We start from the raw sequence: 15419 nt of genomic DNA on the forward strand, positions 1-15419 counted from the left end.
CAATGGATTTCACCCTGACCCCGCAGCAACAAGACCTGCAGGCCCGCGCCGAGAAGCTCGGCCGATCCTTCGCCGACGAGGCCCGTGGCTGGGACGAATCCGACGAGGCGCCGTACGGTGAGATCTTCGAACGTGTTGGCGCGGAAGGTCTTTTCGGCGTCGCGATGCCGACCGAGTATGGCGGTCAGGGTGGTGGCGCGGTGGAGTACCTCATCGTGGTCGAGGCCCTGTTCCGCTATGCGCAGTCCTGGCTACCACCCGAGCCGGTGTTCTGCACCAGCGGCCCAGGGCCGTCGATGTTTCTGCTCGGCAGCGACGAAGTGCGGGAGAAGTACCTGCACGATATCGTCGCCGGCCGTCGCGCCTGCAACATCGCGCTCACCGAACCGCAAGCCGGATCGGCACTGACGCATCTGAGTACCACCGCCGTGCGCGACGGCGACGACTTCATCCTCAACGGCGTCAAGAGCTTTCTGACCGGCTCGAACGTCAACGAGCTCAACGCCACCTTCGTGCGCTTCGACGACGTGCCGGGCGCCAAAGGCATAGGTGCGATCGTGGTGGAGAGCTCCATGCCCGGCGTGGAGATCCAGCGTGGCCCGATCTACATCGGCGATCGCGGAATCCACCACGGCGACATGGTTTTACGCGACGTCCGGGTACCGGCCGAGAACGTCATCGTGGGACCCGGCCAGTTCGCCCGGCTGATGACGGCTTTCAACCTCGAACGCTTGCACAACTGCGGCTTCTGGCTCGGATTCAGCCAGGCCGCATACGACGAGGCGGCCAAGTACACCCAGCAGCGCGAGGCATTCGGCAAGCAGATCATCGACTTCCAAGCGGTCTACCACTCGCTGGCCGATATGTGGGTGCAGATCGAGGCACTCCGACTGCTCGCCTACCGGGCCGCCGCATCGGCGATCGAAGGGCGGTTTCCCAAGCTCGCAGAAGTCACCCAAGCCAAGCTCTTCGGCGCCACGGCCGGCCCGCAGATCACCCTGAAAGCAATGGAACTGCACGGCGGTTACGGTGTCACAACCGATTTCCCCATCCAGCGCATTCACCGGGACTGCGTTACCAACGTGGTGGCCGGCGGTGCGCCGGCCGTGCTGCGCAACGGCGTTGCCGCGGGGCTGTTTCCCGACCGCAGGTTCCCGCAAGCATGACGCTTTCGATCGAGCAGCAGGACTTTCAGCATGCGGTGCGCGACTTCTGCGCGCGTGAATGCGCCACCCGCGAACAACGCGAGGCACTACTCGACCCCGACGAGGAAGACCAATCTTTGGTCCTCTATAAGAAACTCGCCGAACTGGGCTGGCTGGGCATCGCGATCCCGGAAGAATACGGCGGCTCCGGTGGAACGTACGTAGAGCAGACCATCCTGTTCGAGGAGTTGTGGCGCGGCCTGGCACCGGTCAAAGCGCTCGGCCCGACCAACACCGTGGCAGGCTGCTACAAACGATTCGGCTCCGAAGAACAAAAACGGGAGGCACTGTCGGCCATCGCCAACGGTGAGATCATGTCGATATCGATCTCCGAACCGGGAGCGGGATCCGATGTCGCGGCGATCACCTGCCGGGCAGACGCCGTCGCCGACGGTTATGTTCTCAACGGACAGAAGACATGGTGCTCTTACGCGCATCGGGCGGGGCGAATTCTGTTGGTGGCGCGCACCGGCCGCGATGGCAAGCCACACGCGGGTCTGACGATCTTCGAAGTCCCCCCGCGACAGCGAAGGTGTCGAAACGCGTCGTATCTCGACCCTGGGCGGCCGCGAAGTCAACGACGTCTTCTTCACCGACTGTTTCGTTCCCGCCGAGAACATCGTCGGCGAGATCGGCCGGGGCTTCCCCGCAGATCATGGCCGGCCTCGACGGCGAACGCCTGCTCGGCGCCGCGGTCGGCCTCGGTATCGGCCAGCGCGCCCTTGACGACGCCATCGCATATGTCAAGGAGCGCAAGCAGTTCGGCAAAGCCATCGGAACATTCCAGGCACTGCGTCATCGGATCGCCGACCTCGCGACCGAGCTCGAGTGCGCCCGTCTGATCACCTATGAGGTCGCCGAGCGGCTCGAACGCGGTGCCGATCCGGTCACCACGCGTATGACGTCGATGGCCAAGATCAAGACGTCAGAGGTCGCCAAACGCATCGCGCTCGAAGGCATGCAGATGATGGGCGGCTACGGGTACGCCACCGAATACGATATGGAAAGCCACGTACGCCACTCACTGGTGCTGCCGATCTACGCGGGCACCAACGAGATTCAACGCGAGATCATCAGCGGTTCGCTCGGTTTACGCTAGCCCTGCCGACCGCTTCGGCAGTGGCGAGAGCAGAGGATTGCCACATGAGATTTGGTTTGTGGTCCGCGAACATCGGCCCGTGGGCGGCGCCGGAGGCGGCGCTGGAATTGGCAACGGCCGGCGAAGCCACCGGCTTCGAGTCGATCTGGACCGCTGAGCACTCGATCTTCCCTCGCGATTACGCATCCCGCTACCCGTACAGCGCGGATGGCAAGGCCCCGGTGCCCGTCGAGACTCCGATGGGCGACCCGCTCATTCATCTCGCTTGGCTAGCCGGGCAGACCTCGCTGCTCCTCGGCACCGCGGCGGTGGTACTGCCCTTGCGAAACCCGGTGCTGCTAGCCAAGGAATTGGCCTCCCTGGACCACCTTTCGGGCGGCCGAATCATCCTGGGCGTCGGAGTGGGCTGGCTAGCGGAAGAGTTTGCCGCGGTGCGGAGTGCCCTGGGCGGGCCGCGCTCAACGGGCCGAGGATGCGATCGCGGCCATGCGAGCGCTGTGGTCGGGCGCGGATGTCAGCCATCATGGCCCGCACTTTGCCTTCGAAGGCGTCACCGCGTTCCCGCTGCCGGTGCGCGCGAGCGGGGTGCCGATCGTCATCGCCGGCAGCACCACTGCCGCGGCGCGGCGGGCGGGCCGCGTCGGAGACGGCTGGTTGCCGATGGACGTGGCCCACGACCAGTTCCCCGCACGGCTCGCGGAGCTGCGGGTCAGCGCCGAACAGAGTGGCCGGGACGCGAGCGAGATCGAGATCTCCTACGGCATATCGCCGATGACCGAACAGTATCAACGGGTGATGACCGACCCCGGCGAGGTCCGGCGCTACGCCGACCTTGGGGTGTCGCGTCTGGTGCTCGGCGCACCAATAGCGCAACCGGACGCAGTCCGGACCGTTCTGGAACGCTTCGCCGAGACCGTCATGGCGAAGGTCTGACGGTCGCCGAGGTCGGGCGCAAACGTAATGACCTGCAGTGCAAGGTTTTTGCGCCAGGCATCACCGCAGCCGGCCCCGCGGTGCCGGGTTAGCGGCCCGAGCGCCCGATATCCACCATTTGCTCGGTGTCGACGAGCTTGATCCGGGGCCGCTCGACAGCTCGGCCCTGGGCACGCTCGAAAAGATCGACGCGCCGCCAACTCGCCAGATCCAGCATGGCGGGTTGCCTTTCGTGCAGCAGTTGACGCAATTGTGCTGCGCTGCATGGCGGCTCGGGCAAGTCTCCCCGGCTGAAGTCATCGATGAGAGCCGCTACGGTTTCCCCCGCACACGACCGGTTGGTGCCGATGACCCCCGACGGGCCCCGTTTCGCCCAGCCCGCAGCGTAGACGCCGGGTAGCGGACTGCCGTCGTCGTCGAGTACTCGCCCGCGGTCGTGCAGGAACGTGCCCATCTCGTCGTCGCACCGCAGTCCATCGAGGCTGTGCCCCCGGTATCCGATGGCGCGCAACACCAAGCCGCATTCCACGTCGTAGGTCTCGCCGCTGGCATCGACGACCTGAGCACCGGCGGAATTACGGCTGAGGTGATTTCGCATCAGCCGAACACCCGTCACCTGCTCGGTCCCGAGCACCCGCACCGGTGAACTGAGGAACGTGAGGATCACCCGTTTGTTGCCGGTGCGCTGACCGCCTGTGTGGGGAAGTGTGGCAACGAACTCTGCCTTGGCGGAATCCGTTTCGGACGAAAGGCCGTCAAGTCCGGTGGGGTCCAACAACAGATCGACACCCGGGGTGTTGGATAACGCGAGCAGTTCCGGCGTGGTGTAAGCAGCTTGCCGGTGACCTCGGCGGCCGACGACCAACACTTCCTCCACACCGGAATGTCTCAGCGCATCCAGGGCGTACTCGGCGATGTCGCTGCGGGCGAGTTCTTCGATGCGCGAGACCAGGATTCGGGCGGCGTCGAGCGCGACGTTGCCGTTTCCGAAGATCACGGCTCGCGGGTGTGACAGATCGAACTGGCGGTATGCCGCGTCGGGATGGCCGTTGTACCAGGCGACGAAGTCGGCTGCGGAGTGGCTGCCCGGCAAGGCTTCGCCGGCGATGTCCAGCCTGCGATCCTCGGGCGCCGCCCCGACGGCGTAGATGACGGCGTGATGATGGCGCAGCAGGTCGTCGTGGCTCAGGTGTCTACCGATTTCGACGTTGAGGTGCACGCTGACCTGAGGCGCGGACAGGATCCGCTCCAGCCCGCGGGTGATCCGCTTGGTGTCCTGATGATCCGGTGCCACGCCGTACCGAACGAGCCCCCCAGGGCACCGGCAGTCGTTCGAATACGTGGATGTCGGCATCGCCGTTGGTGGCCGCCAACGCGGCTTCGACGGCGTACACCCCGGCGGGCCCCGATCCGACAACGGCCAGACGCAGGCGATCGGGCCGCGCCGCGCTCATAGGGGTGCGGACACTTTCGATGAAACCGGGCTGCGGATAGGTGAAGCCGTCGAAGAATCGTGCATTCAGCGCGAGGTAGTCGCGCTCCGCCGGCGACACGTCGACGTCGCGTTTGATGGCGTCAACGGGGCACACCTCCACGCAGGCGCCGCAGTCGATGCAGGTCCGCGGGTCGATGTAGAGAATTTCTGCGTTCTTGTACTCGGGTTCGTCGGGGGTGGGATGAATGCAGTTGACCGGGCAGACCGAGACGCACGCGGCGTCGTTGCAGCAGCCGCGGGTGATCACGTGCGTCATCGGCGCACCAGATCCGCTACCGCCGCAGTGCGGTGCGCCGATGAATCCGGCTGCGGCTCAACGCGTTCGACGCGAACCGGGATCCCGTTGAGTACCGACGATCCCGAGGCGCGTTCTACCTCGGAGGACAACAGGTTCGAGGTCGCGCCACCCGCCGCGGCCGCCCGTCGCCAGCCGCCGGTGTGTCCCCATCCGTGCGGCATTGCGATGGTGCCCTGCGTCATCTCGTCGGTGACGGTGGCGAGCGTCGTGACCTCGCCACCGGGCGAGGTGACGCTCACCAGATCGCCATCACGGATGCCGAGACCCGCGGCATCGACGGGATTGATGCGGATGGAATGCCGCCGGCCCGGCGGCATCAGCCGCGATGCGTTGTGCATCCATGAGTTGTGCGAGGTCATTTCACGCATACCGATCATGCGTAGCGGATATCCTTCGGCCGCACCATCGCCCCGCACCCGCTGCAACCGCACGAACTCGGTGACGAAGGTCGGATGGGCCAGGGGGATCTTGCGGTCGGCGGTCTTGATCACCTTCTTCAGCGGGCTCAACGGTAGATACTCGTGAAAGACGACGCCGTGGGGCGCTTGCCGGGCCAGTTTCTTCCACGACCACCCGGCGCGGCGCAGCCCAAACAGGTCCCCCACACTGCCGGTGCGTATCAGCAGATCGGCGAGCATCTTCGGGGTCGCCTGGAAACCGAACCTGGCCACGAACCGCTCGATCGCGGTGCCGTACGCGCCCCCCAATCCCATCCGCTTGGCGATGTCGTTGAGAATGACCCACTCCTCACGGGCATCTCCCGGTGCGTCGACGACCTTTTCGGTCACCCGCAGGCTGGGGCGAACGAATCGGTTGGTGAAGTGCAGCGGGCTGTCCTCCCGCTCGTACATTGTGGTCGTCGGCAGAATGTAGTGCGCGTACCGATTCGTCTCGTTGACGTAGAAGTCAAGCGCCGCAAAGATTTCCAGCTCTTGGAGGGCTTCGGCCAACTTGCCGCCACTTGGCCCGGTGATGACCGGATTCGAACCCATCATCACCACGCCGCGAATCTGGCCGGCTCCCGGGGTCGTGATCTCCTCGGAAAGAGCGCTCGAAGGCAGGAACCCGTAGGTGTCGGGCAACCCGCTCACGCGGGTTCGTACCTGGTCGAACGTCGCCATCTTCATCATCTCGGCGATCGGCCCTATCGCCACCGGCGACCATGCCCAGACCATGCCACCTTCGCGTTGCACGTTGCCGGTGACGATGTTGATCAGGTCCTGCAACACGTTGGTCAGGGTGCCGAATCTTTGCGTGCACGTTCCGGTTCGGCCGTACACCACCGCCGATCTGGCGTGCCCGATGTACTCGGCAATGTCCACCACGACGTCGGCTTTCACCCCGGTCAAGCGTTCAGTTTCCTCGGGTGGAAACGCCTTGACCGCCTCGATCCAGAACTCGAAGCCCGTGGTCCACCGATCGAGGAACTCGCTGTCGTACAGACCTCGATCGAGCAGGACGTTGAGCACAGACAGCAGAAACCAGGCATCGGTGCCCGCCCGGATCCCAACGTGTTCGAACTCGGCGGCGGTGGTAGTCCGGCGAGGGTCGACCACCCATACGCGTCCGCCGCGCTCGACGATTTCGCGCAGGTGCTGCGGCATGTGCGGGTCGTGCAGGAAGCTGCCCTTCGACACCTTGGGGTTGGCCCCCAGCATGAGCATCGCCTGCGTACGTCGAATGTCGGGAATGGGCATGTGCGCGCAATGGCCGTAGAGCAGCTTGAACGCGGCGACCCGTGACGCTCCATCCTCGGAGTTGATTCCGTAGAACCACGGTGTGCCAATCGCTTTGGCGAAAGTCTTACCCCACATCGCAGCTGCGAAGCTGAAGTAGGGTGGGTTGCCCTCGTGGAAGGCAATGGACGTCGGACCCAACCGCGACCGTAGCGCCGAAAGCCGATGTGCGATGTCGTCAAGGGCTTCGTCCCATGAACACGGCACGAATTCACCCGGTCCGCCGACTCGTTTCAGCGGGGTCGTCACGCGGTCCGGGTCGTTGACGATCTGGGTCATCGACAGCCCCTTGACACAGCAGAAGCCCTTGCTGTGCGGGTCATCGGCATCCGGTCGAAGCGCGGTGAGCCGGCCGTCGGTGACTGTGGCGATCATTCCGCACAGCGGCTCGCAGATTCGGCAGTAGGTGGGCTTTTCTTCCACGGTCATCTTCTGGCTCCCGGTGTGACGGCGATAACAGTAGTCTCCCCGATTCAAACCTAATGACGCAAGGTTTTGACTGATACGCCTACGCCGGAATTTTGGTAGCCACCCACCGGCGATGCTGGACGGCTGCCGACGTCACCGGGCGCGAGCAGCTAGCGGCGCCCCGGCGCCGGGGTGGGTGCGACCTGCAGCGGTACCTGAGAAGGCAGGACGGTCCCGGCCGGGATGTGGAGTCTGCCATCCGATCCGACGTAGGCGGATCCGCCGTCCCCGCCGGAATTGTCGTTTCGCACCAGTGGCACAGCCGGCCCGGGGCAGGCGCGGCCGGTGCCCGCGCCGCAGATCCCGTCCAGGAAATACGACCGCCGCTGAATGTCCTCGTTCCAAGTGCGGCTGTGTGCCCCAACAAACAGATGCGGCAGTGTGTAGACCGCCAGAAAGATCATGTTCACCGCGCCGATGATCGACAGCGCCCGGATGACACCGTGCCCGGCCGGTGACGCCTTGACCCGCTCGGAGCCGCGCTCGACGAGCGTCCTGCCGCGGTCGTCGAGGTTGAAGCGCAGGAACGTGTACGCGGTCAACAGGATTCCCACCAGGAATGCCTCGTGCAGCGGAAACGCATGGTAGCGGTCGGCGAAGATGTTGAAGTGTCCGCCGGCGTAAGTCCACACACCGAGCGGCATGAAGATCACGCCCTCGAACACCACGTCGAAGGCGAACATCACGGCCCAGCAGATCAGGGCCCGCCCGACCTGACCCAGCCGCGGCCACCGGCCCGACACGCGGCGTAACGTCGCCACGCCGATGCGGACGGCGATCGTCATGATGACGACGTACAGGCCGATGATGGTCATCGGCGGCTCGACCACGGTGGCCCCCGGCGCGCCGAACGACAACCAGCCCGGCACGCTGGTTACCCACGACCCCCGGTTGAACGACCAGGAGTTGTAGGTAATCCACGGACCGAAGTAGTTCGATAGCGGATCCTGAAAGAACAGCGTGCAGAAAGCCAGGGTCAGCGCCCCGTCCACGGTGACGGTCCGCTCGCGTCGCCACGGCCGAATCACGAACTGCCACAGCAGCGCCGCCATTGCAGGAATCATGGTGACCTGCAGGGTCATCAAGAAGACCTTCATGTACATCGGCGGATCACTCGGCCCGACCGGGACCCGCTGGAAGTACGGACCCGTGATCCACCGGACCAGCACGAAGGCCATGAAGGCGAGCCAGAAAGATCCGAACGCCGCCCACCACAGCACCGGCCTGCAGCGGCGCCGGCCGACTTCGGGATCCACGGGTCGCGCGATGTCGGCTACGGCGGCCGACTGATCTCTTGCCCCGGTGCCCAACGAAATACTCACGGCTGCAGCTCCATTCGCGAGTGCGTGGTGCGGTTTACCGCCGCACCTACTGATCTGGTCGGTGGTGTGACCTGCAACCGCAGCGCGGTCAGTTCGGCCTCGAGCAGCGCGACCCGATCGGCGAGTGTGTGCCCGCCCGGGTGTGGTTGGTCGTCGTTGACGATCGCGCGCCCCGTCAAGATCGTCGTGACGACAACCCACACGAAGTAGGCGATGACGGGGGTCCAGAAGCCGAGCAGGCCGTCCCAGGCAAGGGGCCCGGATTTGAAGATCCACACTCCGAACGTGAGGCCGACCCCCAGCACGCACCACAACTGAAAGTAGGCGAACCAGCGAGGGTAGACCGGCTCAACGCGCCTGTCGCCCAGCGTGATCACTGCCAGCGCGACCATTTGGAACATGCCCGTACAGACGATTCCCAGGAAGGGAAGCCAGCCCAGGTCGTGAAACGTCTGCACGCGCGACGCATCGTCCGGACGAAATGCGGCCACCAGCCAGAACGCGCACGGATAGACGAACTCGATGACCACGCACCCCTGTGCCGCAGCCCACGCCCACGTCAGCGGGGCCCGAGAACCCTCCACCCGCAGCATCTGCGTGCAGATCGCCCCGCCCCACGGCAACAGTAACGCGGAGGCGAAGAGCGCAAGGACCATACCGACCCGGATACCGACGAGGTGGTCCCGGAAAAACCGGGCCATCTGCTCGGCGGAATTCGTTGGCGAGGGCGGCGGAACCATGCGCGCCAACAGCACCCACCCGATCAGAAAGAGTGCGATGAAACCGAAAACCGAATACAGGCTCCAAAGCTGCACGCGCTTAGCGCTCATCACCCCAGTGCCTTCCTCACCCCAGACGTACCGCGCGCGGACTTTCACCCCCGGTCGTACGGGAACTGCGGGGGATAATTGCGGCCGAACCCCTGGCCGTTGGCCCCCCGGTCCCGATTGTCGTTACGCAGCAACGGCACATCGGGGGCCGGGCAGGCGATACCTGGGCCTTCGCCACACGTGTAGGTCAGGTAGGAACGCTGCTGGATGTCTTTGTTCCACTCGGTGGAGTGCGCACCGAACCAGGTGTTGGGCAATGTGTATCCGATCGTCATCGCCAACGTCACCAGTCCTGTGACCGCCAACATTCTCACCGCCGTGACCTTTACCGGTCCGCCGGCGAGTTGTTCAGTGCCCCATTCGGCCAGCGATTGCCCGCGGTCGTTGGTGAAGTACTTGATGCAGGCGAACATGGTGAAGATCGCACCGGTGGTCAGCGCCTCGTTGAGCGGATACGCATGAAAGGTGTCGGCGAAAATCTTGACGTGCCCGCCCGGGTACTCCCACGAGCCCATCGGCATGAAAACGACACCCTCGAATATCAGATCGAAGGGCACCATGACCGCAAAACAAATGGCGGCCAACCCAACTCGGGGAATTGCGGGCCAGCGCGCGTGGGCCCGGCGCATGATCGCCGCGCCCATCATCGTCACCAACAGGAAGACCACGATGTAGGCGCCCGGCACGATGAGAAGCGGATAGGCGACCTGGTGCTCCGGTGTTCCCGGCGCCAGTGCACCGGGCACGCTGTTGAGCCACGAACCCATATTCACTTGCCACGCGTTGTAGGTGTACCAGTGCCCGACGTACGCACTGAGCGGGTCGTGAAACGACAGCATCAGAAACGCGATGACCATCAGCCCGTCGAGCCCGATCCGCCGTTCGCGCCGCCAGGGCCGCACTACGAACCAATACAGCACCGCAAGCCCGGCGATCGGCAACGCGATCTGCCAGAACGTCAGCGCCACCTTCATCCACCCGGGGATCGGAGTCGGCCCGGGATCAACGGATTTGAAATACGGTCCGGTGACCCACCGGGCCAACACAAACGCCTGGAATGCGAGCAGCGCACCGCCGAAGGCGGCCCACCATTTGACTGCGGGTACGGGTCGGTCGGCGACGGCGATCGGGCGGCCGTTGGCCACCGCGGGGGTGGCGGTGCTCATGCTGGGACCTTTCTGCTCACTACGAGCTGCTCGACGATCCGGTCCCCCGCGGCCTGCCCCGACACCAAGGCGCCGTTGACACCCGGTATCGGCCCGATATCGCCGGCCAGTTGCACACGGGCGGCGGGGTCGGTCTCGCGCATGAAGCGGTCGACCGCGTGGAAGCGCCCCTTGCGCATGATCGGAACGACATTGCGCCAGCGACCGATCTCGAAGTCGACGACCCTAGAGCCTAAATCGCCGTAATAGGGCTTGACGAAGCCCAATACGGAGTCGATGACCTTCTCGTCCGGGCTGTCCAGATTGTCCAGACACCATTCGTGACGGCAGAACGTCGTGATCATCCCCGTGCCGTCGGGGCACCGGTTGTTGGCTTTGAGGTGATCCACGATGACACCGCACAGGTCGGGTTGTTCGCGCGGCGAACACATGATGTACGTCGCGGGATTCGACGGCCGCTCCGCCAACGCGATGTGGCAGTTGACGCTGCAGATGTAGTCGGTGTTTTCGTAATACTCCCGGGCGAATCCGGAGATCTGGGGATAGATCTCCAGTGCTTTGGCCGTCGGCGTCGTCACCACGGCGTTGGCGAACTCCTCGGTGACCTCGCGGCCGTCACGGATGAAGCTGACTTCGACGCGATCTCCCGCGTCGGTGACGTTGGTGACCCGAGTCGCCAGCCGAACATCGTTGAGCCCGGCCGCCATTGCCCGAGGCAGCGCGTCCATGCCGTCGTCGAGACCGTAGAAGTACGGTTTGAAGAAGTTCTTCATGGTCCATAACAGCTGACCTACCGACGCGTACGACGGGTCGCTCAACCAGGGACCCCGGACCACCACGGCGGCAACGTAATCAAGGATCTCTTCGCTGAGTTCGCGGCGGCTGTAGGTGGCGACCGTATCGGTGTCGATGGCGGCAACGCCCGACGCATCGGCGTAGTTGAGGTCCTTCCAATGCCTGGCCAGGAAGATCATCAGCTTGGCCAGCTTGAGCTTGGCCCGGCCCGAAAGGTACGGCGTACCCAGCAGGCTCAGCGGCTTGCTGAGGTCGAGGAAGTTCAACTCGCCGCCCCGTGGCATCGCACCGAATGCCTTGAATTTGTGCATCTGCGGTCCGAGGCCGACCTCGCGCATCTCTTGCGCGGACTCGGCATAGCTGCCGAGATAAATGAAAGCTCCTACGTCGTAAACGAATCCATCCCGCCGGATCGTCTTGATCCGCCCGCCGACGCGATCCTCCGCCTCGAAAACCACGGGCGTACCACCGGCTCGCTGTATCCGTCGCGCCGCGGCGAGACCAGCTATGCCGCCGCCTACCACGGCGGTCCTCGCGTCTTTCCCCATGACTCCAGCCTAACGCGTAAATGATCGCTAAATCAATAATGATCGGACAATCATTGCTGGAACGGTGCGCGCGCTTCTAAGCTGTGCACGTGGCATCACCGAACGGGCTTTCCCGCACGGCGCGGCGGCAGGCGCAGACCCGAGTCGACCTGATCCGGGCCGCGCGGGAAATCATCGCTGAGGGCGGCGTCGAGGCACTGCGGATAAGCGACATCACCACGCGCGCCGACGTCGCGTTCGGGACCTTCTACAACCAGTTCAAGAGCAAGGAGGACGTCGTCGAAGCCGTGGTGGCCGAGACGATTGTCGGGCTCGCGCACTCGGTCGAAGAATCGCCGGAGTTCGACGATCCGGCGGAGGCCCTCGTCGCATCGACGAGGGCCATCGTCCGTATCGCCTATGACGACCCGCCACTGGCACGCCTTCTGGTGAAACTCGAACAGGCCGAGTCACGGTTCGAGCGGATCATCCGCCCACAAGCCGGTGCGCTGCTGCAGCGAGGGATGGCTGAAGGACGTTTCCTCATCGACGACCTCGAGACAACCCTGACGATGTCGATAGCGGCGGCGTTCGAGGTGATCAGGGGCATCCTCGACGGACGCCTGGGGGATCGCGCCGATTTCGCTTGCGCGGAAGCGCTATTGCGGATGGCTGGTGTCGCCCCGCAACGCGCTGCTCGATACGTGCACGCGGCTGCGGGCGGATCCTGAGGTCGCCCGGTAGGTCGCTGGATCCTGCCGCTCGAGGAATGCCTCTTTCACTCGTTCATGCCGATTCACCGGTGGCCGGTTCGGTCCGGGCGTCCAGCACCGTGACCACACCATTGGTGGCGTCCAGGCGTATCCACATACCCGTGCTGAGCCGGCTGACGGCCTCCCCCGTGTTCACCACGCAGGGAATGCCCATCTCGCGGGCCACGATCGCGGCGTGGCTCAGCGGACCGCCGATGTCGACGACCATGCCCGCCACCAAGGGAAACAACGCGCACCAGCTCGGATCTGTCACCTCGCAAACCAGGATCTCCCCCGGTTCGAGATCCTCGGCAACCTCCAGGCTGGTGGCTACCCGGGCAGCACCCTCGACCACACCGTGGGTGATCGAAACGCCCGCGATGGTGTCGCCGGCTCGTAGGTCCGCGCGTTTCTCCCGGCGGGTGCGCGGCTGGGGCATGCCCACCCAGCGGTCCGGGAAGGTCAGCGTTTGGTATTCGGCGCGTTGCGCCAGCCGGCGCGCGGCCACATCACGCACTTCGTCTCGCCCGTCGTCGAGTCCGCGCAGAACCTCGGGCACAGTGAAGGCAAATACGTCATCGGCCTGCGCCAGCACCCCCTTCGCCACCAGTTCGGCACCATGACGCCGGGCGGCGAACCGGGCCACGTCGAGTGCCATCAGGAACGCCGCCTTGCCCACTTCGCGCAGTGGCAGGTAACGCTGCGCGAGCCGCAGCACGCCCCGAGCCTTGACCCGTTGGTGTGTAGGCAGGTTCGCCAACAGCGTTCGTTCGGCAGCGATGCGCCTTTCGCGGCGGTCGTCCTGCTCGGTCGCGCGATCCTCGACCCCGTGGTGGGCGTACCGCTCGGCGATCGAAGTCACCAGACTCGGGTCTTCGCGCCACGAAGTCGATGAGACCTCGCCTTCTTCGGGGCCGTGGAAGCCGTAGCGTGCGACGAAAGCGTCGACCGAAAGAGAGCCACGCGAAACCTTCCAGAAGGCAGCGACCATCTCGGCTTCCTCGTAGCCGCCGTAACCTCCCGCTAACTGGGCCACCAGCCCCGGGTCCCCGGCCGCACGAGCCAGACGTGCGAGCTGTTCGAAAAGAGCCTGCGTCACCGCCACGGCGATGATGTGAATTCGCATGGCCGCGTCGAACTTCTCGACCGCCTCCGCAAGCAACAGACGGCCGGGGCGTGCGTGCGTCGGCTGGGTTTTCGCAGTCCACCATCGATGCTGGTCACGGTGGAGCCGCTGTAACCGCATCGGCAGCCTGGCGGCCTCCACGGGGAATCGAGCCAGCACGAAAGGCAAACGCCGCCAAGAGTTCTCGCTCGGCACTCCGTCGCGCACCGATCCGAGCAACTGCTCTTCCATCGCGTCCCCGGATGTTCCCGGCGTGAGATCGGCGATCTGCCGCAGGTGTGTGACATTCATTGCGGCACGGCCGTAGAAGATCGCGGCGAATCGCTCGTCGACGCTATCGGCTCGGCCGGTCAATCGTCGAGGCAGCACTCCGAGCCGATAATAGGCATACGGCACCGACACCTCGTTGCCGATCGAGAATATGGACCACGACATCGGGGTCGGCACCCCCGGGTATCGCTTCGGCCAGGTTCACCGTGCTCCAAAACGTGTCCGGCCCGCTCTGCTCGTGAAGCGGATCGGGCCACGCCACCGGTTCGGTGCGTTCCACGGTCAATTGGTCACCGCCCGCCCAGAATCCGGCGTGCCGCATGCTCACCCCAACGGGCAGCGGATTCCATCGAACCCGCACCGAACAGGTCGCCGGCTATCTGCACCGGACCCTGCGTGGGCAGCGAAGCTCGCAGGATGCTGTTACGGCGCCAAAAGCCGGGATCGGCAAGGTATCCCGCATATGGCCAACGTGTCACCACCGATAGTTCCCGTTGTCCGGATAATTCGGGGCACAGTCCCCTCGATGATGCCGGCGGCCCAAGCCTCCAATTGAGCATCGCTGTAATCGAGGAACCTGTCGGTGACCGCGGTGTCGGTGTAAATAGTCACCAGGCTGTGTCCCTGGGGTGCCCGATCACTGGATTTGTTGTGCTGCAGGAAGATCAACAGCGCTTCGGGCTGCTCGACGGTCGGGACGAGGACCGTGTAGGCCCTGCTGGTCGTCGGCACCCGGTAACCGAGGGACACGCTGATCAACTTGACGTTGCGCAGCTTGTCACCGAACGCCGGCGCCGCCGTCAGCAACGGCGGCCACATTTCGACGGCGCGGTGATACATGGCACTGATGACACAGTGCTCTGCGCTGAGATCGTGGGCGCCCGCACTGTCCATGTAGGTCACGATGACGCCGGATTCCGTCTCATTGACGTGAGTAACCGTCGCCCCGTAGCGCACGTCGAGTCTCGACGCGAGTTCATCGGGAACCGTCGCCAACCCGCCGCGCAGACTACGTAGGCCACCCGACCAAGCACCCAGTGCGCCAAGCACATTCACACTCGATGCGTGCCGCGCGCCCGAACCGGTGGTAAGGCGCATCATCGGATCGATGAGATAGTCGGCCACTTCACGGCCGAAATAGCGCAGGGCGAAGTCTCGCGCCGAGACATCCGGGTCGTCCAACGACGCCGACCGGCCCATATCGTAGGAGTCGACGCCCTTGATCGCCTTCCGCAATCGGAGGAACCCGGCAGCAAGACGCAGCTTCCCCCAACGTCGACAATGCGGGCGTAAAGGGCAGCTTCGGCAGATTTTCGGGATCGATGTCGATCACGCGTCCCTGCCGGACCAGACCCATGACCGCGCTGGTGTCCACCAGACGGCTCTGCAGGCCCAGA

The 15419-nt window shown here is 64.7% G+C and carries 12 protein-coding genes and 2 pseudogenes; 5 read left to right on the forward strand and 9 right to left on the reverse strand.

Annotated elements, in window-relative coordinates; all coding sequences use genetic code 11:
• The first annotated feature begins 2 nt into the window (after window positions 1-2).
• The 4 genes and pseudogenes from L6444_RS22025 (at window position 3) to L6444_RS22035 (ending at window position 3237) form a co-directional block, all read left to right on the forward strand.
• Window positions 3-1166, forward strand: a complete 1164-nt coding sequence (locus tag L6444_RS22025; RefSeq protein ID WP_236977256.1) for an acyl-CoA dehydrogenase family protein — start codon at window positions 3-5, stop codon at window positions 1164-1166.
• A pseudogene (locus L6444_RS22030) lies at window positions 1163-2304 on the forward strand (acyl-CoA dehydrogenase family protein). The gene L6444_RS22025 and the pseudogene L6444_RS22030 overlap by 4 nt, the downstream one beginning before the upstream one ends.
• Before the next feature lie 44 nt (window positions 2305-2348).
• A pseudogene (locus L6444_RS30790) lies at window positions 2349-2723 on the forward strand (LLM class flavin-dependent oxidoreductase); the annotation flags it as partial.
• A 19-nt stretch (window positions 2724-2742) separates the two neighbouring features.
• On the forward strand, window positions 2743-3237 hold the full coding sequence (locus tag L6444_RS22035) for an LLM class flavin-dependent oxidoreductase (RefSeq protein ID WP_255730844.1): 495 nt from the start codon (window positions 2743-2745) through the stop codon (window positions 3235-3237).
• A gap of 88 nt (window positions 3238-3325) precedes the next feature.
• Here the strand turns inward: L6444_RS22035 and L6444_RS22040 are convergent, their stop codons facing one another.
• The 7 genes from L6444_RS22040 to L6444_RS22065 form a co-directional block, all read right to left on the reverse strand.
• Window positions 3326-4531: a ferredoxin gene (locus L6444_RS22040; RefSeq protein WP_459551871.1), complete on the reverse strand. Its 1206-nt coding sequence runs from the start codon at window positions 4529-4531 to the stop codon at window positions 3326-3328.
• Complete coding sequence (locus tag L6444_RS30795) at window positions 4431-4988, reverse strand: 4Fe-4S binding protein (protein WP_459551872.1); 558 nt, start codon at window positions 4986-4988, stop codon at window positions 4431-4433. Before L6444_RS30795 ends, L6444_RS22040 begins: the two co-directional genes overlap by 101 nt.
• A complete protein-coding gene (locus L6444_RS22045) occupies window positions 4985-7195 on the reverse strand; it encodes a molybdopterin-containing oxidoreductase family protein (RefSeq protein ID WP_236977258.1) in 2211 nt (736 codons plus the stop codon). Before L6444_RS22045 ends, L6444_RS30795 begins: the two co-directional genes overlap by 4 nt.
• 149 nt (window positions 7196-7344) lie before the next feature.
• Window positions 7345-8556, reverse strand: a complete 1212-nt coding sequence (locus L6444_RS22050; RefSeq protein ID WP_236977259.1) for a spirocyclase AveC family protein — start codon at window positions 8554-8556, stop codon at window positions 7345-7347.
• Window positions 8553-9386 carry a hypothetical protein gene (locus tag L6444_RS22055; RefSeq protein WP_236977260.1) on the reverse strand — a complete coding sequence of 278 codons (834 nt, stop codon included), beginning with the start codon at window positions 9384-9386 and terminating at the stop codon, window positions 8553-8555. Before L6444_RS22055 ends, L6444_RS22050 begins: the two co-directional genes overlap by 4 nt.
• Window positions 9387-9430: 44 nt before the next feature.
• Window positions 9431-10552 carry a spirocyclase AveC family protein gene (locus L6444_RS22060; protein ID WP_236977262.1) on the reverse strand — a complete coding sequence of 374 codons (1122 nt, stop codon included), beginning with the start codon at window positions 10550-10552 and terminating at the stop codon, window positions 9431-9433.
• Complete coding sequence (locus tag L6444_RS22065; protein WP_236977263.1) at window positions 10549-11895, reverse strand: NAD(P)/FAD-dependent oxidoreductase; 1347 nt, start codon at window positions 11893-11895, stop codon at window positions 10549-10551. Before L6444_RS22065 ends, L6444_RS22060 begins: the two co-directional genes overlap by 4 nt.
• An 89-nt stretch (window positions 11896-11984) precedes the next feature.
• Between L6444_RS22065 and L6444_RS22070 the strand changes: the two genes are divergently transcribed.
• Window positions 11985-12605 carry a TetR/AcrR family transcriptional regulator gene (locus L6444_RS22070; RefSeq protein WP_236977264.1) on the forward strand — a complete coding sequence of 207 codons (621 nt, stop codon included), beginning with the start codon at window positions 11985-11987 and terminating at the stop codon, window positions 12603-12605.
• A gap of 55 nt (window positions 12606-12660) precedes the next feature.
• On the opposite strand, the gene L6444_RS22075 is transcribed toward L6444_RS22070, so the two are convergent.
• Together L6444_RS22075 and L6444_RS22080 are read right to left on the reverse strand one after the other, a co-directional pair.
• Window positions 12661-14187 (reverse strand): PEP-utilizing enzyme, encoded by a 1527-nt coding sequence (locus L6444_RS22075; RefSeq protein WP_236977265.1) that lies wholly within the window; start codon window positions 14185-14187, stop codon window positions 12661-12663.
• A 258-nt stretch (window positions 14188-14445) separates the two neighbouring features.
• Complete coding sequence (locus L6444_RS22080; protein ID WP_236977266.1) at window positions 14446-15258, reverse strand: FAD-dependent oxidoreductase; 813 nt, start codon at window positions 15256-15258, stop codon at window positions 14446-14448.
• Window positions 15259-15419: the final 161 nt, after the last annotated feature.

Source organism: Mycobacterium kiyosense, from assembly GCA_021654635.1.
Classification (GTDB): domain Bacteria; phylum Actinomycetota; class Actinomycetes; order Mycobacteriales; family Mycobacteriaceae; genus Mycobacterium; species Mycobacterium kiyosense.